This is a genomic window from Oribacterium sinus (assembly GCF_963553175.1).
Lineage (GTDB): Bacteria > Bacillota > Clostridia > Lachnospirales > Lachnospiraceae > Oribacterium > Oribacterium sinus_B.
The window spans coordinates 14,323-34,994 of record NZ_CAUVME010000001.1 but is presented as its reverse complement, the minus strand read 5'-3'; the positions used below and the strand labels follow the sequence as shown (position 1 = coordinate 34,994).

General features: G+C 44.4%; 17 protein-coding genes. 5 read left to right on the top strand and 12 right to left on the bottom strand.

All coding sequences use genetic code 11. The features are described 5' to 3' along the window. Nucleotides 1-201: 201 nt before the first annotated feature. On the bottom strand, nucleotides 202-687 hold the full coding sequence (locus RYO92_RS00130; RefSeq protein WP_040649514.1) for a 3D domain-containing protein: 486 nt from the start codon (nucleotides 685-687) through the stop codon (nucleotides 202-204). A gap of 190 nt (nucleotides 688-877) precedes the next feature. Continuing rightward, a complete protein-coding gene (holA, locus tag RYO92_RS00125) occupies nucleotides 878-1,906 on the bottom strand; it encodes a DNA polymerase III subunit delta (RefSeq protein ID WP_315369073.1) in 1,029 nt (342 codons plus the stop codon). Between the two features lie 64 nt (nucleotides 1,907-1,970). Between holA and hemW the strand changes: the two genes are divergently transcribed. Then, complete coding sequence (gene hemW, locus RYO92_RS00120; protein ID WP_315369072.1) at nucleotides 1,971-3,278, top strand: radical SAM family heme chaperone HemW; 1,308 nt, start codon at nucleotides 1,971-1,973, stop codon at nucleotides 3,276-3,278. Between the two features lie 56 nt (nucleotides 3,279-3,334). Here the strand turns inward: hemW and RYO92_RS00115 are convergent, their stop codons facing one another. The 3 genes from RYO92_RS00115 to lepA all read right to left on the bottom strand — a co-directional run bounded on the left by RYO92_RS00115 (nucleotide 3,335) and on the right by lepA (nucleotide 7,624). Next, the gene (locus RYO92_RS00115; protein ID WP_007157990.1) at nucleotides 3,335-4,597 is read right to left on the bottom strand and encodes a sensor domain-containing diguanylate cyclase; all 1,263 of its coding nucleotides are present in this window, start codon (nucleotides 4,595-4,597) and stop codon (nucleotides 3,335-3,337) included. A 109-nt stretch (nucleotides 4,598-4,706) separates the two neighbouring features. Beyond that, a complete protein-coding gene (locus RYO92_RS00110; protein ID WP_314834051.1) occupies nucleotides 4,707-5,771 on the bottom strand; it encodes a branched-chain amino acid aminotransferase in 1,065 nt (354 codons plus the stop codon). A gap of 38 nt (nucleotides 5,772-5,809) precedes the next feature. After that, nucleotides 5,810-7,624, bottom strand: coding sequence for a translation elongation factor 4 (gene lepA, locus RYO92_RS00105; RefSeq protein WP_040649564.1), 1,815 nt, complete (start codon nucleotides 7,622-7,624; stop codon nucleotides 5,810-5,812). Between the two features lie 370 nt (nucleotides 7,625-7,994). Here lepA and rpsT point away from each other — a divergent pair, with 370 nt between their 5' ends. Continuing rightward, nucleotides 7,995-8,258 carry a 30S ribosomal protein S20 gene (gene rpsT / locus RYO92_RS00100; RefSeq protein WP_040649565.1) on the top strand — a complete coding sequence of 88 codons (264 nt, stop codon included), beginning with the start codon at nucleotides 7,995-7,997 and terminating at the stop codon, nucleotides 8,256-8,258. Between the two features lie 267 nt (nucleotides 8,259-8,525). Beyond that, nucleotides 8,526-11,177, top strand: coding sequence for a ComEC/Rec2 family competence protein (locus RYO92_RS00095; protein ID WP_315369071.1), 2,652 nt, complete (start codon nucleotides 8,526-8,528; stop codon nucleotides 11,175-11,177). On the opposite strand, the gene RYO92_RS00090 is transcribed toward RYO92_RS00095, so the two are convergent. From RYO92_RS00090 to RYO92_RS00065, 6 genes are all read right to left on the bottom strand, one after another. Continuing rightward, entirely contained in the window at nucleotides 11,174-12,064 is an 891-nt protein-coding gene (locus RYO92_RS00090) for a DegV family protein (RefSeq protein ID WP_315365605.1), read from the bottom strand. The two genes, RYO92_RS00095 and RYO92_RS00090, sit on opposite strands and share 4 nt — an antisense overlap. Nucleotides 12,065-12,228: 164 nt before the next feature. After that, the gene (gpmI, locus tag RYO92_RS00085) at nucleotides 12,229-13,764 is read right to left on the bottom strand and encodes a 2,3-bisphosphoglycerate-independent phosphoglycerate mutase (RefSeq protein WP_315369070.1); all 1,536 of its coding nucleotides are present in this window, start codon (nucleotides 13,762-13,764) and stop codon (nucleotides 12,229-12,231) included. A gap of 366 nt (nucleotides 13,765-14,130) precedes the next feature. Beyond that, nucleotides 14,131-14,679 carry a rubrerythrin gene (gene rbr, locus RYO92_RS00080; protein ID WP_007158000.1) on the bottom strand — a complete coding sequence of 183 codons (549 nt, stop codon included), beginning with the start codon at nucleotides 14,677-14,679 and terminating at the stop codon, nucleotides 14,131-14,133. A 207-nt stretch (nucleotides 14,680-14,886) separates the two neighbouring features. Continuing rightward, on the bottom strand, nucleotides 14,887-15,429 hold the full coding sequence (locus tag RYO92_RS00075) for an NADH peroxidase (protein WP_183683332.1): 543 nt from the start codon (nucleotides 15,427-15,429) through the stop codon (nucleotides 14,887-14,889). Between the two features lie 48 nt (nucleotides 15,430-15,477). Further along, nucleotides 15,478-15,879: a Fur family transcriptional regulator gene (locus RYO92_RS00070; RefSeq protein ID WP_314669071.1), complete on the bottom strand. Its 402-nt coding sequence runs from the start codon at nucleotides 15,877-15,879 to the stop codon at nucleotides 15,478-15,480. 469 nt (nucleotides 15,880-16,348) lie between these two features. Further along, entirely contained in the window at nucleotides 16,349-17,158 is an 810-nt protein-coding gene (locus RYO92_RS00065) for a flagellin N-terminal helical domain-containing protein (protein ID WP_315369068.1), read from the bottom strand. A gap of 364 nt (nucleotides 17,159-17,522) precedes the next feature. Here RYO92_RS00065 and rfbC point away from each other — a divergent pair, with 364 nt between their 5' ends. Both rfbC and RYO92_RS00055 read left to right on the top strand, forming a co-directional pair. After that, complete coding sequence (gene rfbC, locus RYO92_RS00060) at nucleotides 17,523-18,125, top strand: dTDP-4-dehydrorhamnose 3,5-epimerase (protein WP_315369067.1); 603 nt, start codon at nucleotides 17,523-17,525, stop codon at nucleotides 18,123-18,125. Between the two features lie 3 nt (nucleotides 18,126-18,128). Further along, nucleotides 18,129-19,136, top strand: coding sequence for an RluA family pseudouridine synthase (locus RYO92_RS00055; RefSeq protein WP_315369066.1), 1,008 nt, complete (start codon nucleotides 18,129-18,131; stop codon nucleotides 19,134-19,136). Between the two features lie 157 nt (nucleotides 19,137-19,293). Here RYO92_RS00055 and RYO92_RS00050 read toward each other — a convergent pair whose 3' ends face one another. Then, a complete protein-coding gene (locus RYO92_RS00050; RefSeq protein WP_183683339.1) occupies nucleotides 19,294-20,658 on the bottom strand; it encodes a uracil-xanthine permease family protein in 1,365 nt (454 codons plus the stop codon). Nucleotides 20,659-20,672: the final 14 nt, after the last annotated feature.

Genomic DNA, 20,672 nt, shown 5'->3' with positions numbered 1-20,672 from the left:
TAGGTCTGTAAGAGGGTAGTCTGAGCCCGTCGGTACTTGCGAAAAACAAAGGCACTGCCGTTTTTCGCTTAGTATCCGCTACGTGGCGAAGCTAGCGAGAGCGTGCCCGATTACAGACCTATAGGGAATAATCACGTTATAGATTATTTACAAATTCCTATAAAAAAAAGACAAGGCAAGCCTTGTCTTTTCCTTCAAATCTTACTGCTTGGGAACCGCCACGAAAACTTCCTCGTAAACTCTTCCCTTCTGGGTAAGGGCTCTGGCTTCCGCCATGGTGTCAAAGTAAATATCCACCATCTTTCCCTTTACACCGGAACCAATGTCTTCCACGGTATACACGGTATCACCGATAAAAATCTTGGTTCCCAGTGGCAGTACCGTTAAGTCTGCCGCAATGGTATGCTTCGCTTGGGTTTTTGCTCCGGAATAGGTCATTCCGTCTCCGCTGTATCCTACCAGCTGGAACTTTCCAAGGGATGCACCCTTCGTATAGTTTGCACTTTCTGCTGTTCCCTGACTGATTTCATTGGCAAGTCCTTCAGGGATATCGGTAAATTCAATAACATCTTCTTTGGCTACAGGGGGCGCTCCCACTTCTTCCGCCCTTCCCACGATGGAAAAGGAAGAAAGTAACATCAGGCTACTCAAGGAAAAAACGATTCCTTTTTTGATTTGTTTAAGCATAAAAATCCTCCTTGCTTTTTGCATTCTAGCACAGAGGAATTCTGTTTTTCTTTCATTTATCTTACAAAATCGCAAAAAAATCCGTTTTTTATGAATTTATGGTGATTTTCTCTAAAAAATCCTGCTTCTTTCCCCATAGAAAAACCACTAAAAGGAGTATTTCTTCCGGGGCAGAGCATGAAAAAAGCTCTTAAGGCAAAAGATTCTCCGCCTGATTCGCCAATAGAAGCTCTAAAGCCAAGCTGTCAGAGATTCTTCCCTTTCTGTTCTCTTCTTCTAAACGAAGTAAACTATGGAAGAGATTTTGCAAGCCGGACTGAGTATAGGTTCTGGCCTGGCCGATATACTTTCGAACTCTCCAGGAATCCATGGAAAGCCGAGTTTCCATCTCTCTCTCCCGAAGTCCCTCTGTCAAATATTCTCTGACGATAAGAAGCTTTTCCACATTTTTCCGAATCAGATTCTGAATTTTCGCCGGTTTTTCCTCTAAACGTAGAAGGTCTCCGTAATATTGAAAGACCTTTTCCTGATCTCCCCGGCCTAAGGCCTCAATCAAGTCAAAAACTCTGTCCTCCGGCAGCTTCTCCACCACCGCTTCCACCGCCTCTTGGGTAATTTCTTCCCCATCTCCGATATAGTCCACACAGTTCTTACAGGCATTCACAATACGATACAGACTGCTGCCGCTTCTGGAAAGGAGGAGACCAAGGACATTTTCCCGAATCTTCTTTCCTTCCTTTTTTAACTGCTGCAAAGCAAAACGCTGAAGAAAGGCCTGGTCCTGCTCCATGCAGGCAAGACAAAGCCCCCGTTCCTTCACCACTTTATAGAGGCTACTTCGTTTGTCTATCTTCTCTTCAATAAAAAGGAGCACCGTTTCCTTGGGACTGTTTTTCAAATACTGAATAAAATCTTCCGAAAGCTTTTTTCTACCGGTGCATTTTCCCTCAAAAACCATAAGTCGGTAGGGAGCAAAGAAGGGCAGAGTTTCCACCGCGGAAATCAGCTCATCCGTAGGGGGAAGCTCCTCCACCACCATGCAGTTAATGCCTTCATTTTCCGAAAATGCTTGGAAGAAGGCTTTCTTATAATAGGACAGCAAATAATCCTCCTCCCCATAGAGGAGATAAAGGGGCAGAAAATTCTTTTCTTTCAGATGTTCCTGAATCTTCTTCTGAGCCTCCAGAAACTCTTCTCTTTCGCCTTTTTTATATCCCAAACTGTCCTCCTTGCCGAAAAAAATGCTCTGTGCTAAAGTGGAGAAAACATTGAAAGGAATCTCCATGGAAAAGTACCGTACTCTGCTGGAATCATTTGAAAAACGAGGGAAAAAACCTCTTGCATTATATCTACATATCCCCTTCTGTGCAAGAAAATGTGCCTACTGCGATTTCCTCTCCTTTCCTTCCAAGGAGGAGCAAAAAATTGCCTACATGGCAAAGCTTCGGGAGGAATTGGAGTGGCGAAGCAGGGATTTTCAAAAGGGGCAGTATGAGGTCCTCTCCCTCTTTATCGGCGGAGGCACCCCCAGTGCCGTTCCATACGAAGAAATCGAAAAGACCATGGAAGTCATCCGAAACTGCTATCCGATCTATTCCGATTGGGAGGCCAGCATTGAGTGTAACCCGGAATCCGCAAGCAAGGAAGCCTTGGAGGCTTATCAGCGTTCCGGAATTAACCGTCTCTCCTTCGGTTTACAAAGTACCCAGGAGGAGGAGCTTCGTTTTCTGGGAAGGGAGCATCAGTTCTCCACCTTCCTCACCGCCTATCAGGAGGCCAGAAAGCTGGGCTTTAAAAATATCAATATCGATTTAATGAACGGAATTCCTTTGCAGACTCCCGAAAGCTATAAAAGGACCTTAAAAAACATCAGCCTCCTAAAGCCTGAGCACCTTTCCATTTACAACCTAATCATCGAAAAAGGAACCCGCTTTTATGCTCTGGCCAAGGAGGGGAAGCTGCCTCTTCCTTCCGAGGAAGAGCTTTTGGAAATGGATGCCCTTACGAAGGAATGGACCGGTAAAATGGGGATGTCCCCCTACGAGGTGAGTAATTATGCCAAGGAGGGCTTCTTTTCCGTGCATAACTACGGCTACTGGTCCAATGTTCCCTACCTGGGCTTTGGTATTCATTCCTCTTCTTATTTTCAGCATAAGCGGTGGAAAAATACAAATAAGCTCCCCCTATACCTCTCTTTACCCTTTTTCGAAAAAGGAGATTCTTCCGCTGTCCAGTCGGGGCAAAGGCCTGTTGAAAAAAGCCTTGACGAGACTTTTTCCTCTTCTACTTTTCTAAGTTTGCAAAAGCAAAAAAGCCATCCCTCCATCGAGGAACAGCTTTGTGAAGATGTGCAAGTCTTAACGAAAGAAGAGGAAATGGAAGAGTTCTTCTACCTTGGCCTGCGAAGAACCGCCGGCGTTTCCGAAATCGACTTTGTGAAACGCTTTTCCGTGGATATGCATAAGATTTTCGGTGCTGTGCTGGAAAAGCAATGTAAGGAAGGCTATCTGCTCCATGACAATGCCCACTATCGTTTTACCGAAGTGGGCATGAATCTTTCCAATGTTTTGCTGGCAGAATTTTTACTTTAAAAACTTTCCGGCGGCCGGCTTCAAAAATCGCAGGGCTTACGGAGACATTATGACATCTAACGATCTCGGTAAATATCATTTTCTTCATCATACATCATGGCCTGATTTCTGCCATGATACTTTGCGTCATACAGAGCCCGATCTGCCCGTTTTACCACCTCTTCCGCATCCTCATCGCTTTCATGAAAGCCGGAATAGCCTATGGAAACGGTCATATTCAGCTCTTCCTCTCCATGCTTAATCGGGTGGCTTGCCACCGCTTCACAAATTTTGTTGCAAACCTTTTCCGCATAAAGATCATTTAAATCATACAGTACACAAAGGAACTCATCTCCTCCCCATCGAATCACATCGTCGGAGGAACGCACCGTCTCCTGAATCACCTTCACCAAGTGCTGTAGACATTGGTCTCCAAAGCTGTGGCCATAGCGGTCATTATAGCTCTTGAAATAATCCACATCCATCATCAAAATCTTGGCATTGACTCCTATGGTTTTATAACGGTTATAACTATGCTCCAGAATACGCTTTCCGGCCTTTCGGCTTTTTGCCCCGGTAAGCTCATCCATGGCATTTTCCTCTGAAAGCTCCTGAATTCTGGAAACATACTTCCGTCTGGAACGGTAAAACAGCACCAGATTCAAAGACACAATCACAAAGGTGAAAATACCGCCTAAAAAGAACAGAATTCGATAGTTAATCTTCTGTATGGTTTTATCCATGAAATGGACATCCTTCTTAATATCCTCCACATCCAAATCCATGGAAATAACCCAGTCATAGGGCTTATAAAGCTTAGAGTAGATGATTTTTTCATCCACCTCTTCTCCCGCCTCATTACGGAAAACGATCTTGGTAAAAACCTGTCCATCCCGTAGAATTCCATCTAATTCTTCCTTATTATGAAAAATTCCGGAAAGCTTCTCGTTGGTGGAAAGGTATTTCCCCTCCATGCTCTTGTCTCTGGGGTGCATCAGGGTGACTGCATAATTGTCTCCCCCTTCATAGTTCAAGACCTTTTTCACCCAGATATAACTGTTTTCCCCATAATAATGCTGGTCAATACTTTGTCGGAAAAGCTTTTCCGCCTGCTCTTTCGGCAAAGCATCATGCAGATCATCCAAATCCTGCACCAAATTATCTACAGTTTGCTGGATATATGCCTTTTTCTGATCCAGGGTGATTCCCACCATGGATCTCCGGTAAGAGGTCCGGATATAGACCAAAAGCAAAAACAAAAACAGAATAGCCTGTGTAGAAGCTATCACAATTAAAAACGCAACTGAGCCTATTCCCTTTTCTTCTTCTTTTTTATTCATCTTCTTCCTTTAGTTTTTCTCTGTAGAAAGGGCAGAATAAGCTCCTGTACTTTCCCTGATTTTTCGGACAATGTCCTTTCCCCGGCACTTCCCTGTGCAGGGCGTTTACTTACTGAATATGGCGAATCCAACCCTCCGGGGCTTCCATTTCTCCATCCTGTATCGCAATAAGGGTTCTATATAACTCATCCATAATTTTTCCGGGCTTCTCCATACCGCTGGGGAAGCAAATTTCTTCCTCATGATTCTGAATTTTACCTACCGGAGAAATCACTGCTGCGGTACCGCAAAGTCCGCACTCCTTAAAGCTTTTCAGTTCCTCCAAACGGACAGCTCTCTCCTCCACCGGAATGTGAAGAATATGCTCTGCTACGTAGATTAAAGATTTTCTGGTAATGGAAGGTAGAATAGAATCGGACTTCGGTACCACCAAACGATCCTTTTCATCTACGAAAAGCACATTGGCACCACCGGTTTCTTCCACAAACTCCCTCTTTCCCGCATCCAGATAAAGATTTTCCGTAAATCCCTTTTCCACCGCAATTTCATGGGAATGTAAACTCATAGCATAGTTTAATCCTGCCTTAATGGCTCCGGTTCCATGGGGAGCCGCCCGGTCAAAATCGGAAATCATCAGCGCGATGGGTACCGCCCCTCCCTTAAAATAAGGGCCAACAGGGGTGGTAAAAATACGGAAGGTATATTCATCCGCAGGCTTTACCCCGATGACGATGCCGGAGGCAAATTCATAGGGACGGATATACAGAGTCGCTCCGGATCCAAAGGGAGGAACCCAGTCCGCATTGGCTTTTACGGTTTCATCCAAAGCCTCTAAGAAACGATCCTTAGGAAAGCCCGGCATCTCCAAAAACTCGGCGGAATGAAACATTCTTTCCGCATTCATATCCGGACGGAAGCAGACGATGGAGCCATCCTTCCAGCGATAGGCCTTTAAGCCTTCAAACACCTGCTGGCAATACTGCAGAATTCCTGCGGACTCATTGAGCACCACGTTACTGTCTTCGCTAAGACAGCCTGCATCCCAAGCCCCCTCCTTCCAATAGGAAATGTAACGCTTATCGGTTTTATGATATGCGAACCCAATGTTTGCGTAATCCAAGTTCTTTGCCATCTTCTTACTCCTCCTATTATTCTCGTCTACTTTTCTTACTATTATTAATATTGTTTCAAAATGAATGGAAAAAATGCCGTCTAGTCCTCATCCAGCTTTAGCACGGACATGAAAGCGCTTTGGGGAATTTCCACGTTACCGAACTGTCGCATACGCTTCTTTCCTTCCTTCTGCTTCTCCAAAAGCTTCTTCTTTCGAGAAATATCTCCGCCGTAGCACTTAGCCAAAACGTCCTTTCGAAGGGCTTTCACAGTTTCTCTTGCCACCACATGACCGCCGATTGCCGCCTGAATGGGAATCTCAAAAAGCTGTCTGGGGATTTCATTCTTCAGCTTCTCACACATTTTCTTTCCTCTTTCGTAGGCAGAGCCTGCGTGGACAATGAAGGAAAGGGCATCAATCTGCTGCTTGTTCACCAAAATATCCAGCTTCACCATCTTACCTTCCTGATAGCCCTTTAATTCATAGTCGAAGCTTGCATAGCCCCGGCTCCTGGATTTTAGGGCATCAAAGAAGTCATAGATAATCTCGTTTAAGGGTAAATCATACTTCAAAACCGCTCTGGTTTGATCAATGTATTCCGTACTCTTATAGATGCCTCTTCGCTCCTGACAAAGAGTCATAATGGCTCCCACAAATTCCGAGGTCACCATAATTTCCGCCTCCACAATGGGCTCTTCCATATGGGCAATCTCCGCCGGATCCGGAAGATTGGAAGGATTGGTCAGCTCCATCATGGAGCCGTCCGTCTTATACACATGGTAAATAACGGAGGGCGCCGTGGTTACCAGATCCAAATCGTACTCTCTTTCCAATCTTTCCTGTACCACATCCAGATGCAGTAAGCCTAAAAATCCGCAGCGAAAGCCGAAGCCCAAAGCCGCAGAGGTTTCCGCCTCATAATTCAGTGCCGCGTCATTTAATTGCAGCTTTTCCAAAGCATCCCGAAGATCCGGATATTTCTGGCTGTCGGAGGGATAGATTCCGCAGTATACCATGGACTGCACCTTCTTATAACCGGGAAGGGCTTCCTTCGCAGGCTTATCCACAGTGGTGACCGTATCACCCACCCTGGCATCCCGGATATTTTTAATGGATGCGGTAATATAGCCTACCATACCGGGAGTCAATTCCTCCCCGGGGATAAACTGTCCAGGCGCAAAGGTTCCCACCTCTGTTACGGTAAATTCCGCACCGGTGGCCATGAAACGAATATTGCTGCCCTTTTTAACGCTACCTTCCTTAATTCTGCAGAAAATGATAACCCCCTTATAGCTGTCATATAAGGAGTCAAAAACCAGGGCCTGCAAGGGATTCTCAATGGAACCGCCGGGAGGAGGAAGACGCTTTACCACCGCTTCCAATACCTCTTTCACATTCAAACCGGTTTTCGCGGAAATCCGGGGGGCATCCAAGGCTTCAATACCGATAACGTCCTCGATTTCATGGGCTACCAAATCCGGATCCGCGGAGGGCAGGTCTACTTTATTGATGACCGGAATAATTTCCAGATTATGATCTAAGGCCAAATAGGTATTGGCCAAAGTCTGGGCTTGAATTCCCTGTGTGGCATCCACCACCAAAATAGCACCGTCACAGGCCGCCAATGCACGGCTTACCTCATAGTTAAAGTCCACGTGTCCGGGAGTATCGATAAGATTGAAGATGTATTCTTCCCCATCCTCCGCCTTATACACAATACGAACGGTCTGGGATTTGATGGTGATTCCTCGTTCCCGCTCAATGTCCATATTGTCCAGAACCTGAGACTGCATCTCTCTTTCCGTCAAGGTGCCTGTCATTTCAATGATACGATCCGCCAAAGTGGATTTTCCGTGATCGATATGGGCGATAATACAAAAATTGCGAATTCGCTCTTGCTTAATTTTTTCCATTCTGTCTCCTATAAAGAATGAATAGGGGGTTCCTTTCCTAAATCTAAGGCATATCCCCCATAAAACTCATCTTTCATGCAATAGAATCATTCGGAACTATACCATAAGAAGGAAGATTTTTCCACAAAATGCTATTGCTGTATTTCCCTCCTGTATTTATACTACATTTTATCTCTGTATTTCCTTTATTTTTCTGCATACACGCCTTGACAGTTCTAGCTGTTTTCGCTATTATTGTTGCGTATGTTTTCAAACTGTCCGTGTCCAGATATTTGAAAACAAGAGAGAATACAAGAATACATTCTATTTTGTTCCCATAGGATTTTGTTTTCCGCGGCAGGAAAGTCTTATGGAAGAAAGGGTTTTAATCATGGCAAATATCAAATCTGCAAAAAAGAGAATTCAGGTAGCGGCACAGAGAAATGAAAGAAACAAGGCAATCCGTTCCGAAGTTAAGACTTACATGAAGAAGGTTTTCACTGCTGTAGAGGCCGGTGACAAGGCAACTGCCGAGACCATGCTGGTTAAGGCACAGAAGAAGATTGCAATGGCACGTAGCAAGGGCATCTACAAGGCTAACAACGCTTCTCGTAAGATTTCTCAGATTTACACAGCTGTAAATAAGATGCAGTAAACTGCACAAAAAGGCTCCCCTATTTTGGGGGAGTTTTTTTATTGCTTTTTTCCGGCTTTAGGACTAGGATAGGGGAAATATCTTTTTGTTTTCAATATTTTCTTTACAGCTTCCATACCGCTAACTTTTCTTTATCGCATTTATTTTGCATTCTTTTTGCATTCTTTTTGCATTCTTTTTGCATTCTTTTTGCATTCTTTTTGCATTCACAGGCTATTCATCATCCATAATATTTATCTTTAACTTCTTCTATCCAAGGAGCACAATATGTTTCTTTCCCGTCCCCTATTCTTTTTGGCTCTCTTTGCCCTATTGGGAGAATTGATTCTTACTCCCGAAATTCCTTTTTCCTACCGTTTCTTATTTCTCTTTTGCCTGCTGTTTCTATCCCTCTTTCTCTTCCGGCAAAAGAAAAATCGGCTGTTTTTTTGCTCCCTCCTTTGCCTTACTCTGTTTATGCTAAACTTCTATTCCGTAAATCATCGTTACCGGGCGGAAAGGGAAAGCATTGGTTATATCCTTCCTTTACAGGCTGTACTGAGAGGTAAAGTGATGTATGTCGAGGAGCAGGAAAAGAAATGGAAGCTCCTTCTCAGCTCCTGTATCGTAGATACCGCCTTGAAAAAAAAGAATTCTTCTTTAAAGAATGAAGAAAAATATCAAAAAAGAAATGATCTGCACTTTCAAAAGCTGATTCTTTATCTCCCGAAGGAATCCACCTGGGAAAGTTCTATGCCCCTTCCGCTTCCGGGACAAATCTGCTCTGTGAAAGGTCATTTTTTAGAGCTTAGCCCTGCCACCAACGAAGGGGAGTTTTCTCTCCCCTCCTATTATAAGGGGGAAGGAATTTCCGGTGTATTTCAAGCCAAGACTATAGAGCTGGTCCGGGGAGAGTCCTCCCCCTTTGCCAAAGAGTTGTTCACTCTGAAGCAAAGCCTTGGAAACAGAATAGATGCACTTTTCCCTGAAGAGACGGCAGGCTTTTTAAAAAGTCTATTCTTGGGAGAACGTTCAGGAATCACCTTATCGGAAAAAAGCCTCTATCAAAGTGCCGGTATATCCCATATTCTGGCCATATCCGGCCTGCATCTTTCTCTTCTGGGAGGCTTTTTCTACCGGCTGCTTCGGAAAATAAAGCTATCTTCCCTACTTTCCTCTCTTATCACTTCCTTCTTTCTTTTCTCCTATTTTCTTTTTACCGGTTCTTCCCACTCCGCCTTTCGGGCGCTTTTCATGCTTTTTCTCCGTTTTGCCGCCATACAGCTTGGCAAAGGAAAGGATCTGCTGTCTCAGCTTTCCTTCGCTTTACTGTTTTTACTTTGGCTGAATCCTCTCTCCCTCTATTCCATCGGCATGCAGTGCTCCTTTTTCACCCTCTTTGTTTTCTTTCTTTTGGAAGAAAGACCCGGAAAAGCAGTTCGAAAAAAGAAAGAAAAAGCCCTTTCCAAAATTTGTAAAAAGCATACGCTTGGCTTTTCCAAGCATCCCTCTCTTCTTTTGAAATTTCCTGCTTATCTTTCCAAGCTTATTCCCTGCTTACTTTCTACTCTACCCCATCGTTTACAAGGCAGCTTCCTTTTTTATCTGGCTATGCTCCCACTTTTTTCCTTAACCCAGTTCTCTTTTCCCCTATATGCCCCTTTATTAAACCTGCTTCTACTCCCGCTCCTTCCCTTTTTCTTTCTCCTTGGGGCAGTATCTATCTTTCTTTCCTATCTGCCGGAGCAAGATTTTCTACTTCTTCGTCTTCTTAGCTTTTCCTCCCGATTTCTGCTAAACCTTCTGTTTCAAATTTTTCACCTTTTCATGGAAAAAAGCCTTGCTCTCCCCTTTTCTCAGATTCTCTTTGGGAAAATGCAAGTAATCTCTGTGATGTTTTATTTTCTTTTTCTCTACCTTCTCTTTTTCTTTCCCAAAACTTTGAATGGAAGACATTCAATCCCCTGTCTTTGCAGAGTGCATCCTATTTTCTTGTCCCTTTTACTCTCCCTGGGCTTTTTGCTTTCCCTTCCTCTCTACCTGCCCAAGCCCCCTAAAGAACTGGAAATTGCCGCCCTTGATGTGGGCCAGGGTGATGGCTTTGTTCTTCGAAAGGGAAATCTGGTCTTTACCATCGACAACGGTTCCACCAGTAAGAACTTATTTCCGGAACAAATCTTCTTTCCCTATTGTAAGGCCAAAAGAATTCAGCATATCGATTATGCCCTGCTCACCCACTGTGACCGGGATCATATCAGCGGTATACAGGCTCTCTTGGAAAAGAATCCCTCAATAAGCTTATCCCATTTAATTCTTCCCGCCTCCGCCTTGCAGGATCATCGTTATGACTTGTTAAAGCGTTTAGCCTACAATCACGGAGCGGATGTTTCTTATTGGCAAAAGGGAGATGAACTGGTCTTTTCCGAACAGGGAATCCGTCTTTCCGCGAAAGAAAATGCTTGGGCAGAAAATCTCTCTACAAGCAAAAAAAGAGGCCCCGATACCAGGGGGCATCAGCTTCATATTCGTTGCTTTTATCCCAATGATTCTGCCCATATCGAAGAAGCTAATGCCCACTCCATCGGCTGCCTTTTGGAGTACGGACATTTTCGTATGCTTTTCACCGGAGATATGCCTAAGGAGTCTGAAGAGGCACTATTGGAAAATTGCAGGGAGACGGAAGCATCTCCCATAGTCGATGTTTTGAAGCTCGCACATCACGGATCCAAAACCTCCTCCTGCCCCAGTTTTCTGTCGGAAACCCGGGCAAAATTTGCCTTATTTTCCTATGGAAAGAAGAATCGCTACGGACATCCTCACAAAAGCACTGTGGAAAACTGTAAGAAGTATCGGCTCTTTCCTTTGGAAACGGCCAAGCTGGGAGAAATTCTCATCAAGACAAATGGAGAGCAGTTTGAAATCACTGCTCCCCAAGCTTAAGTATTTTCCAAAGCATCCGGACGCTTAATCACAGCAGCGCCAAGACCATTCTCTCCAATATGGCAGGATATCAGTAAGGACAGAGGAGAAATCACAATTTCTTCCTCATAACGATTGGGAAAGGTCTCTGCCAGCTGTGTGCGAAACTCTTCCGCCTGGGCCAGATTGTCCGTATAAGCTACAGCAATATAGGACTTTCTAGCCTCCGGATCTCCCATTCGTTCCAGACTATCCTTCAAGCCTTCAATAATGGCTTCCCGAACTTGTCTTTCCGTCCTTACCTTCTTAAAGGAGTCTAACTTTCCTCCCTTATTGATGGATAGAACCGGTTTAATCTGCAAAAGACTGCCGATGGCTGCGGCAACCGGTGTAATTCTGCCGCCCCGTTTAAGGTACTTCAAGGTACTTACCCCGATATAAATGCCGTTATCTCCCGCAATGGAATTCAAAAGATGCTGTATTGCCTTCCCCGTATATCCCTTCTCCGCCAATTCTTTGGCGAAGAGGCATTGCATTCTCTGGGTAACCGAAACCCCTCTGCTATCCGAAACAAATACTCTGTCCAAATAGGGTTCTTCCTGGGAAAGCATCAGAGCTGTCTGGGTGGAACCGGACAGTCCGGAGCTTAACGGAACATGAACGATTTCATCATTTTCCAAAAGCAGGGCATCCCAGGCCTTCATGAGACTCTCCATGGAGGGCTGGGAAGTGGAAACTTCCTCTCCCTCTGCCAGCTTTTCAAAAAAAAGCTCCCGACTCATATTGATTCCTTCAAAGTACTCCTGATCTCCCATTCGAAAGGGCATGGGAACTACAGTAATCCCGAATATCTCACTTTCTTCCTTCCGTATTCCCGATCCGGAATCTGTACAGATTCCTATTTTCATGAATAACTCCTTCCAGGTACTCTAGCGTCCTTACTTCTAAGCTTCTCTATACTTCCGTCCTTGGCTATACTTCCGGCCTTGGCTACACTTCCGGCCTTGACTACACTTCCGTCCTTGGCTACACTTCCATCCTTGGCTATGCTGCCACTCTACGCTATACTTCTTTACTTCTCCAGCAGGCTCTTTCCTGTCATTTCCTTCGGCTTTGGAATACCCATCAAATCCAAAAGGGTTGGAGTTACATCCGCAAGGCATCCCCCTTCCTTCAGCTTTAACGACTTGTCCGCTGCCACAAGGATGAAAGGTACCGGATTGGTGGTATGGGCGGTATAGGGCTCTCCCGTCTTCTCGTCCACCATCATATCCGCATTTCCGTGATCGGCCAGAATGAAGAGATTACCTCCCACTTCCTGCACAGCCTCCACAACCTTTCCCACGCACTCATCCACCACTTCAATAGCCTTGATGGCTGCAGGAAGAACACCGGTATGTCCTACCATATCCGGATTGGCAAAGTTTGCCACAATAGCATCATATTTTCCGGAACGAATCGCCTCTGTAAGCTTCTCCGTTACCGTGTAACAGCTCATCTCCGGCTTTAAATCATAGGTTGCCACATCCTTGGGAGAGGGAACCAGAATACGATCTTCACCGCTAAAGGGCTCTTCCTTTCCTCCATTAAAGAAGAAGGTAACATGAGCATATTTCTCCGTTTCCGCAATACGAAGCTGAGTCTTTCCCAGGGAGGACAGATACTCTCCGTAGGTATTGGAAATATCTTCCTTATGGAAAGCCACTTCCTTATTGGGAATAGTGGGGTCATAATCGGTGAAGCAGACAAAATATACCTCTTTTCTGGCCCCACGGTTAAAGAAGCTAAAGTCATCATCACAGAAGCAATGACAGATCTCTCTTGCTCTATCCGGACGGAAGTTAAAGAAAATGCAAGCATCTCCGTCAGAAATAAGATGAGTCGCTCCATTTTTCTCGATTACCGTAGGTAATACGAATTCATCAAAAACTTCCTTGGCGTAGGACGCACTGATAGCCTCCTCTACGGAAGACGCCTTCTCACCGATTCCTTGGGTCATCGCCAGGTAAGCCTTTTCCACTCTGTCGTAGTTTTTGTCTCTATCCATAGCATAGTATCTTCCGGCAATGCTGGCTACTTCTCCCACACCGATTTCCTGCATTTTCTTTTCAATCTGCATAAGGAAATGCTTTCCGGAATCGGGAGGAGTATCTCTTCCATCCAAAAAAGCATGAAGATAAACCTTCTTAAGACCGGCACGCTTTGCCAGCTCCAAAAGTCCATAAATATGTTCAATGTGAGAGTGTACTCCTCCATCGGACAAAAGGCCCATAAAATGTAAGGCGGAGTCCTTTTTCTTGCAATGCTCCACAGCGCCCTTTAAGGCAGCATTTTCAAAAAAATCTCCATCCTGAATAGCCTTGGAAATACGGGTCAATTCCTGATAAACAATTCTGCCCGCTCCCATGTTCATGTGTCCAACCTCGGAATTTCCCATCTGTCCGTCGGGAAGACCTACAGCCAGTCCGGAAGCCTGTCCTTCCACATAGGGATAATCCTTTTTCAAATGATCCATCACCGGCGTATTCGCCAAAGCGATAGCATTTCCCTCTTTGCTCTTCCGATCTCCGTAGCCGTCCAGAATTAATAAAACTGTACTTTTTTTCATCGCAACGCCTCTTTCTCTATATCTAATTTTCTCTATACAAAACACTCTTTGCCATCTTCCTTTTTCTTTCATTTTTCTTGGAAAACAGCAGTCTTAGGAACTCATCCCTAAGCTTAGAGTCTAGCCTAAACTGTTCCTTCCGTCAATGCAAGCTTTCACGGATTTCCCCTCCCCACAATGAAAAAAGTATTAATTTTTCAAATTTCACACAATTCATTTTTGTCCACATAAGATAGGAATATTCCGCGCATAAAAAAATCCACAAGTCTCTCCCTCTTTTTTATGGAAAAGACTGTGGATTTATAAAACAGATGCTTACTTTTGCTGAATAGAATTTCTGTACTTTTCTTTCAGCTGAAGTGCTTTTTAATAGTTGTCAGCCTTACGCTCGAAGTAAGCCTTAGGATGATTACAGCATGGGCAAGTCTCAGGTGCTTCCTCTCCCTCATAGATGAAACCGCAGTTTCTGCAGTGCCACAGGGTAGGCTGCTCAGCCTTAAAGGTAGTATCATCCAAGATTCCCTGCAAAAGCTGTAAGAAACGCTCTTCATGAGTCTTCTCAACCTGAGCAACAAGGCGGAACTTTGCAGCAAGCTCCTGGAAGCCTTCCTTTGCCGCTACTTCTGCAAAGGTCTTATACATATCGGTCCACTCATAATGCTCACCGGCAGCTGCCGCCTTCAAGTTCTCCTGGGTGTTTCCGATTCCGCCGCCAAGTCCGGCCAGCTCCTTAAACCACATCTTTCCGTGGTATTCCTCATTGGCCGCAGTCTCCTCTAAGATTGCTGCAATCTGCTGATAACCGTCCTTCTTTGCCTGAGAAGCAAAATAGGTGTACTTGTTTCTTGCCTGAGACTCTCCTGCAAAGGCAGTCCATAAATTCTTCTCTGTTTCTGTTCCCTTATAATTTGCCATGCTACTCTCCTTTCCCGACAAGCATTATCGCCTGCCTAAAAATTGAAACAGAGGAGCGCTCCTCCTCTGTTTCAAGACTCAACCTGCGCTATTACAAAAACATTTTATAATAGCCACAAGAAAAGACAAGTTTTTCCTTTGTACAATCTGCTGTACTTGCCCCAAGTGTTACCAGGACAGGCACTACACTCTTACCAACTGTTGTGCTTAGCTGAAGTATCTCTTCAACAGACCCTGGAATGCCTTACCGTGTCTAGCCTCGTCACGAGCCATCTCATGAACAGTATCGTGGATAGCATCCAAATCCTGAGCCTTAGCTCTCTTTGCAAGATCAACCTTACCTGCAGTAGCACCGTTCTCAGCCTTTACACGAGCGATAAGATTCTCCTTTGTGGAAGGAGATACAACCTCTCCTAAGAGCTCTGCGAAACGAGATGCGTGATCTGCCTCTTCGAAAGCAGCCTGTCTGTAGTAATCACCAACCTCAGGGTATCCCTCTCTGTAAGCTGCTCTACTCATAGCAAGGTACATACCAACCTCACAGCACTCTCCCTCGAAGTTAGCTCTTAAATCCTTCTTGATATCCTCGGAAACATCCTTAGCTACTCCGATTACATGCTCTGCTGCCCATGTAAGCTCTCCGCTCTGCTCAACGAACTTGTCGCTGCTAGCCTTACATACAGGACACTTCTCAGGAGCAGTCTCTCCCTCATACACATAACCACATACTGAACAAACCCAAGTCTTCATAACTTCTCTCCTTTTCCGCCTTTTTTAAGGCAAATGCTCAAACTCAACTTATTTTTGTGAATCCCGGGAGCCCTCCAAAGCTCCGCATTCATCACATATTCCTCGGAACACCAAATCATGACCTGTAATGGCTCCCGGAATATACATTTCCGCCTCCGAATCCAGTGCTTCCGCAACCTTCATAGGAATGTCATAAACCTTCCCGCATCTCTCACATACAAAGTGATAATGGGGTTTTACGGTAGGATCGAAACGATCCGCTCCTGATACGAAGCTAAGTTTCCGAATTTCTCCTAAATCCGAAAGTAACTTTAAGTTCCGATATACCGTTGCCAAACTGATGCTGGGATCCTTTTGGCGTAGTTCTGCAAATATTACATCTGCAGTAGGATGGTCTTCATGCTCCCTAATCTGATCCAGTACCTCTGCACGCTGTCGTGAATAATTCATCGGCCGTCCTTTCTTTTATTGCTTTGTCTTTCAAAAGTTCCTGAGGCTTTCAAAAAACAAAATTGATAATTACTATCAACATGGCATACTATAATCGCTTTTTTTGTCCTTGTCAACGGATTTTGAAAATTTTTTTGTTTTTTAAAAAATACTGAAAGTTAGTTCCATCTAACTATTTTTCCTCTTTCTTCTCTTGCTTTACGAGGAAATGGCATAGCTTTCACCAAGCCTTCGTTCCTCCGGTTTCACGATATACCGGTTCCGATCGGGATATTTCGATAGACCGGTTTCGATATAAGATAGAACAAAAAAAGAAGTCACCATAGTTAAACTATGATAACTTCTTTCCATAGACATAATAATCCATTCTATTTTTAAGTGGGACTCCACCGGAAGAAAAGAATCAGCAGATAAACCTTGCCTCTTCTTTTTTCTTTCAACTCCAATGGTCTTAAAAATACTATAAAGCTTATCTAAGGAGAGAAAGAACTCCCTGTGGCTGCTGGTTAGCCTGAGAAAGCATAGACTGTGCAGCCTGGTTAAGAATGTTATTCTTAGTGAAAGCTGCCATTTCCTTAGCCATATCCGTATCACGGATTCTGGACTCAGCTGCAGTCATGTTCTCGTTAGTGGTCTTAAGGTTGTTGATGGTGTGCTCAAGACGGTTCTGAGATGCTCCAAGCTTTGCTCTGTGTGTAGATACAGTGTTGATAGCCTCGTTGATCTTGGTGATAGCAGAGTTAGCATCAGATACTGTAGACACTGAGATTGCACTAACACCTAAGCTGGTTGCATCCATCTTTGCAGCGGCAATCTCCAAAGTCTCTCCGGAAGTTGGTCCAATCTGAACAGTGATAGCGGAAGAAGCACCGATTGGCTTAACACCGTTGTAGTCAGTGGTGGAAGCAATTCTGTCGATTTCTGCCTTCAAAGCAGTAACCTCTTCTCCGATAGCTGCACGAGCGGTACTGTTGTAGGTTCCGTTAGCAGACTGGGTAGCCAGAGTTACCATACGCTGTAACATAGAGTGAGTCTCTGTTAAAGCACCTTCAGCAGTCTGGATTAAGCCGATTGCATCACTTGCGTTTGCAGAAGCCTGATCAAGACCGTTGATCTTGGAACGCATCTGCTCGGAAATAGCAAGACCTGCTGCATCATCTGCAGAACGGTTGATTCTATAACCGGAAGACAGCTTCTCCAAGTTCTTCTGTCCGTTAGAAGCGTTAGAAGAAAGGTTTCTGTAAGCGTTGTTTGCTGCAATGTTGTGTTGAATAACCATAGTAATATCCTCCTGATTTCGGCATGCCAGAACCTCCCTGTCCTATGCAAATCTCCTTTTCCGGCGCCAGAAAAGAAGAATTTTCTTTGCCTTTTCTTGTCTTTCGACTGATTTTGCCTTTTGGCTGTTAGGGTCCGAAGACCGGTGTCCTCTTCCTATGGAAGAGATGTTTTGTAGCAAGTTTTTTTGTTTTATTCTTGTTACAGTATATATATCGGAGGCAAGTATTAAAAAATAAGTATTATGTGAAAAATTTTTTTTATGATAAAATATCGATGGTATTTATTGCTTTATTACTATTTATGAGAAAAAAGGAAACTCTTTGTTTTCTATTACTTACAACAAAGGAGAAAGGATAAATTTCATGGGACAGATTCAGGTAGAAAGAACGGACATTGAGGGATTATGCATTATTACGCCCACCATCCATCAGGACAGCAGAGGCTATTTTATGGAAAGCTACAATGAAAGAGATTTTAAGGAGCAGGGACTTAATCTTCGTTTTGTACAGGACAATCAGAGTATGTCTGTAAAGGGTGTATTACGGGGACTGCATTTTCAAAAGCAATATCCCCAGGGAAAACTTGTTCGCGTATTAAAAGGAAGAGTTTATGATGTGGCTGTAGACTTAAGAAAGAACAGCAAAACTTACGGTAAGCATTTCGGCATTACCCTTAGTGAAGAAAATAAAAAGATGTTCTATATTCCGGAGGGCTTTGCTCATGGCTTCCTTGTACTTTCCGATACCGCGGAATTTGCCTATAAGGTAACAGACTTCTACCATCCCGGAGACGAAGGCGGTCTGGCATGGAATGATCCAAGCATCGGCATTCAGTGGCCGGAGTTAAAGGGTACTTATGCCGGAAATGCGAAAAAAGACGGTTACGCTATGGAAGACGGCAGTCCTCTTCTTCTCTCCGAAAAGGATGAGCTCTGGCTTCCTTTGGCAGAAACCTTTTCCTTCTAAAGCATGCGTATTCCTACTCTTTTTACTTATACCGTTCCTAAAGACTTTGCAGATAAGACGATAGAAGCTTTTCTTCTGGAACAGGGTTACACAAAAAGCCTTCTTTCCGCTTTAAAGAGAGTTCATTTTTTTGAGGCGGAAAGGGAGCATTACGGGATTGAAAAAAATGGTCAATGGGCCTTTACCGTGGATCATTTGGCGGAGGGGGATTGCCTGTCTGTCTACCTTCCCGCGGAGGACGAGAACAGTGCTCCGCCTTATGACTTTCCTTTGGACATTGTTTATGAAGACCGGGATATCCTCCTGCTAAATAAGCCTGCAGGACTTCCCTGTCATCCCTCTCCGGGACATTTTGAAAAGACTTTAGCCGGTGCCGTAGTTTTTTATCAGATGCAGAATACTTCTGCATCTTCTTTTGTTTGTCACTTTATCCACAGATTGGACTTGGATACCAGCGGTTTAATCCTTCTGGCGAAGAATCGTCTGGCGGCATCGATTCTAAACAAAGATATGAAGGAGGGACGCGTCCAAAGAAGCTATCTGGCTTTTTGTCAGGGAAATCCCGAATTTTCCCTAGGTTCTGTTCCTGGATTCAGACGTGTTCATGAGAGCGAAAAAGAAGAATTTGATTATGCCTTTGCCATATCTGCGCCTATCGCCAGAGTAGAAGAAGAAAAAATGCTGAGAACCGTGGATTTTCAAAAAGGGCAGGAAGCCCTCAGTTATTTTAATGTCTTAGACTATTTTCCCGGGAAAAACTATTCTCTTCTGCAACTCCAGCTGGCCACCGGCAGGACCCATCAGATTCGCGTCCACCTCTCTTACCTCTCCTGCCCCCTACTGGGGGATAGTCTATACGGCAATGGGAAAGAAAGTGTTTTTTTACAAAATATAGGCTTGTCCCGTCAGGCTCTCCACTCCTACTCCATTTCCTTTACCCATCCCATTCGAAAAGAAAAAATGTTCTTTCAGCGAGAGCTGCCTCCGGATTTATCTATGCTCCAAACATAAACTTCAGGGCAAAAGAAAAAAGGATGCTAAAAGAAAAAAAGGATGCCAAAAGAAAAAGTGCTCAGACCCGGTCTGAGCACTTTTTCTTTTATCTTATGTAACGTCTCTTTTAATTCATAACGAGTATCGTGCGCAAAGCGTGCGATATCTCGTTTAGTTAAGCTTTTTTATTTTCCTTAGGCAATACAATATTTAAGAATACTGCAATGATAGTTGCCAATACTACAGGAGACTTTCCAAAAATCATGGTGAAGGATGTCGGGAACTGTCCTAAGGATGCGGGAGCCTGTGCAATTCCCACACCAACTGCTGCTGCAAGTCCTACCACTGTAGTAGAGCGTGCAGTCAACGGTTCCTGGGTAATCAGCTTAATTCCAGTCATCGCGATGGTGGAGAATACGGTAATGGTAGCTCCTCCCAATACGCACTGAGGAATTGTGGTAAGTAATGCGGAGAACTTCGGGCAAAGACCGCAAGCCAGGATAAACAAACCGGTTGTTGCGAACACTCTTCTTGCTACTACCTTGTTGGAAATTACGATACCTACGTTCTGAGAGTAAGTCGCAGTTGGAAGTCCGCCAAAGAATGCAGTCAGGAAGTTGGTTGCACCGTAAGCAATGATTCCGCCACGAAGCTCATCATCACTGGGCTCTCTGTTAAATCCGCCCATGGTGGTTGCCGTAAAGTCACCGATAGCCTGAATGGAGTTAATCGCAAAAAGTAAACCGATGGAAATACAAGCAGGTACACTAAACTGAACACCAAAAGGCAGGAAGTGAGGAAGAGAGAACCAGGAAGCGGTTCCGATTTCCTTGAAAGAAATCATTCCAAAGCCAAGAGCCACCAAATATCCCACTACCATTCCCAAAAGGATGGAAGCCAGTTTAAAGACACCCTTACCGAAGGTGCTGAAGCACATTACAGCAATCAAGGTGATAAAAGCCACAAGCCAGTTCTGCCAAGAGCCGTAAATCAAAGCTGTGGTAAGTCCCTTCTTGGCAATCAACTCAGCGTTGTTTGCCACTCCACCTGCCATATAGTTTACCGCTGTGGGATAAAGAGAAAGGCCGATGGTAAACACAACGGTTCCGGTAATAAGTGGAGGGAAGAATTTACGAATTCTTTTTACAAAGATTCCTACAATAATTGCAACAATTCCACCAACCATCATAGCACCCACGATGGTTCCTACTCCGCCGCCTTCTCCGGCAATCGCCTGCATACTGGGAAGGTATGCAAAGCTGATTCCTAAAATCATCGGAAGACCTGCTCCAAATACGCCCTTCTTTAAGGGAAAAAGCTGGAAGAAGGTACAAATTGCAGACATCGTCAAGGATGCCTGAATCAAGATAATTCTTTGTCCGATTTCCAATCCTGCTACGTTGGAAATAATAATAGCCGGCGTTACACAACCGATAATCATGGCTACCAGATGCTGTAACGCCAAAGAAATGGTAGGTGCCACATCCGGCTTTCCATCCCATTTAAACAACTCGTCCATTTTGTTTTGCTCTACACCCATTTTCGCTCCTCCTG

Excerpts from the sequence above, each read along its gene's own strand:
- RYO92_RS00075 (WP_183683332.1), bottom strand. The coding sequence starts at position 15,429 with ATGAAGACTTGGGTTTGTTCAGTATGTGGTTATGTGTATGAGGGAGAG.
- lepA (WP_040649564.1), bottom strand. The coding sequence starts at position 7,624 with ATGGAAAAAATTAAGCAAGAGCGAATTCGCAATTTTTGTATTATCGCC.
- RYO92_RS00055 (WP_315369066.1), top strand. The coding sequence starts at position 18,129 with ATGCGTATTCCTACTCTTTTTACTTATACCGTTCCTAAAGACTTTGCA.
- RYO92_RS00050 (WP_183683339.1), bottom strand. The coding sequence starts at position 20,658 with ATGGGTGTAGAGCAAAACAAAATGGACGAGTTGTTTAAATGGGATGGA.
- RYO92_RS00065 (WP_315369068.1), bottom strand. The coding sequence starts at position 17,158 with ATGGTTATTCAACACAACATTGCAGCAAACAACGCTTACAGAAACCTT.
- rbr (WP_007158000.1), bottom strand. The coding sequence starts at position 14,679 with ATGGCAAATTATAAGGGAACAGAAACAGAGAAGAATTTATGGACTGCC.
- RYO92_RS00115 (WP_007157990.1), bottom strand. The coding sequence starts at position 4,597 with ATGAATAAAAAAGAAGAAGAAAAGGGAATAGGCTCAGTTGCGTTTTTA.
- hemW (WP_315369072.1), top strand. The coding sequence starts at position 1,971 with ATGGAAAAGTACCGTACTCTGCTGGAATCATTTGAAAAACGAGGGAAA.
- RYO92_RS00070 (WP_314669071.1), bottom strand. The coding sequence starts at position 15,879 with ATGAATTATTCACGACAGCGTGCAGAGGTACTGGATCAGATTAGGGAG.
- rfbC (WP_315369067.1), top strand. The coding sequence starts at position 17,523 with ATGGGACAGATTCAGGTAGAAAGAACGGACATTGAGGGATTATGCATT.
- RYO92_RS00130 (WP_040649514.1), bottom strand. The coding sequence starts at position 687 with ATGCTTAAACAAATCAAAAAAGGAATCGTTTTTTCCTTGAGTAGCCTG.
- gpmI (WP_315369070.1), bottom strand. The coding sequence starts at position 13,764 with ATGAAAAAAAGTACAGTTTTATTAATTCTGGACGGCTACGGAGATCGG.
- RYO92_RS00090 (WP_315365605.1), bottom strand. The coding sequence starts at position 12,064 with ATGAAAATAGGAATCTGTACAGATTCCGGATCGGGAATACGGAAGGAA.
- rpsT (WP_040649565.1), top strand. The coding sequence starts at position 7,995 with ATGGCAAATATCAAATCTGCAAAAAAGAGAATTCAGGTAGCGGCACAG.
- RYO92_RS00095 (WP_315369071.1), top strand. The coding sequence starts at position 8,526 with ATGTTTCTTTCCCGTCCCCTATTCTTTTTGGCTCTCTTTGCCCTATTG.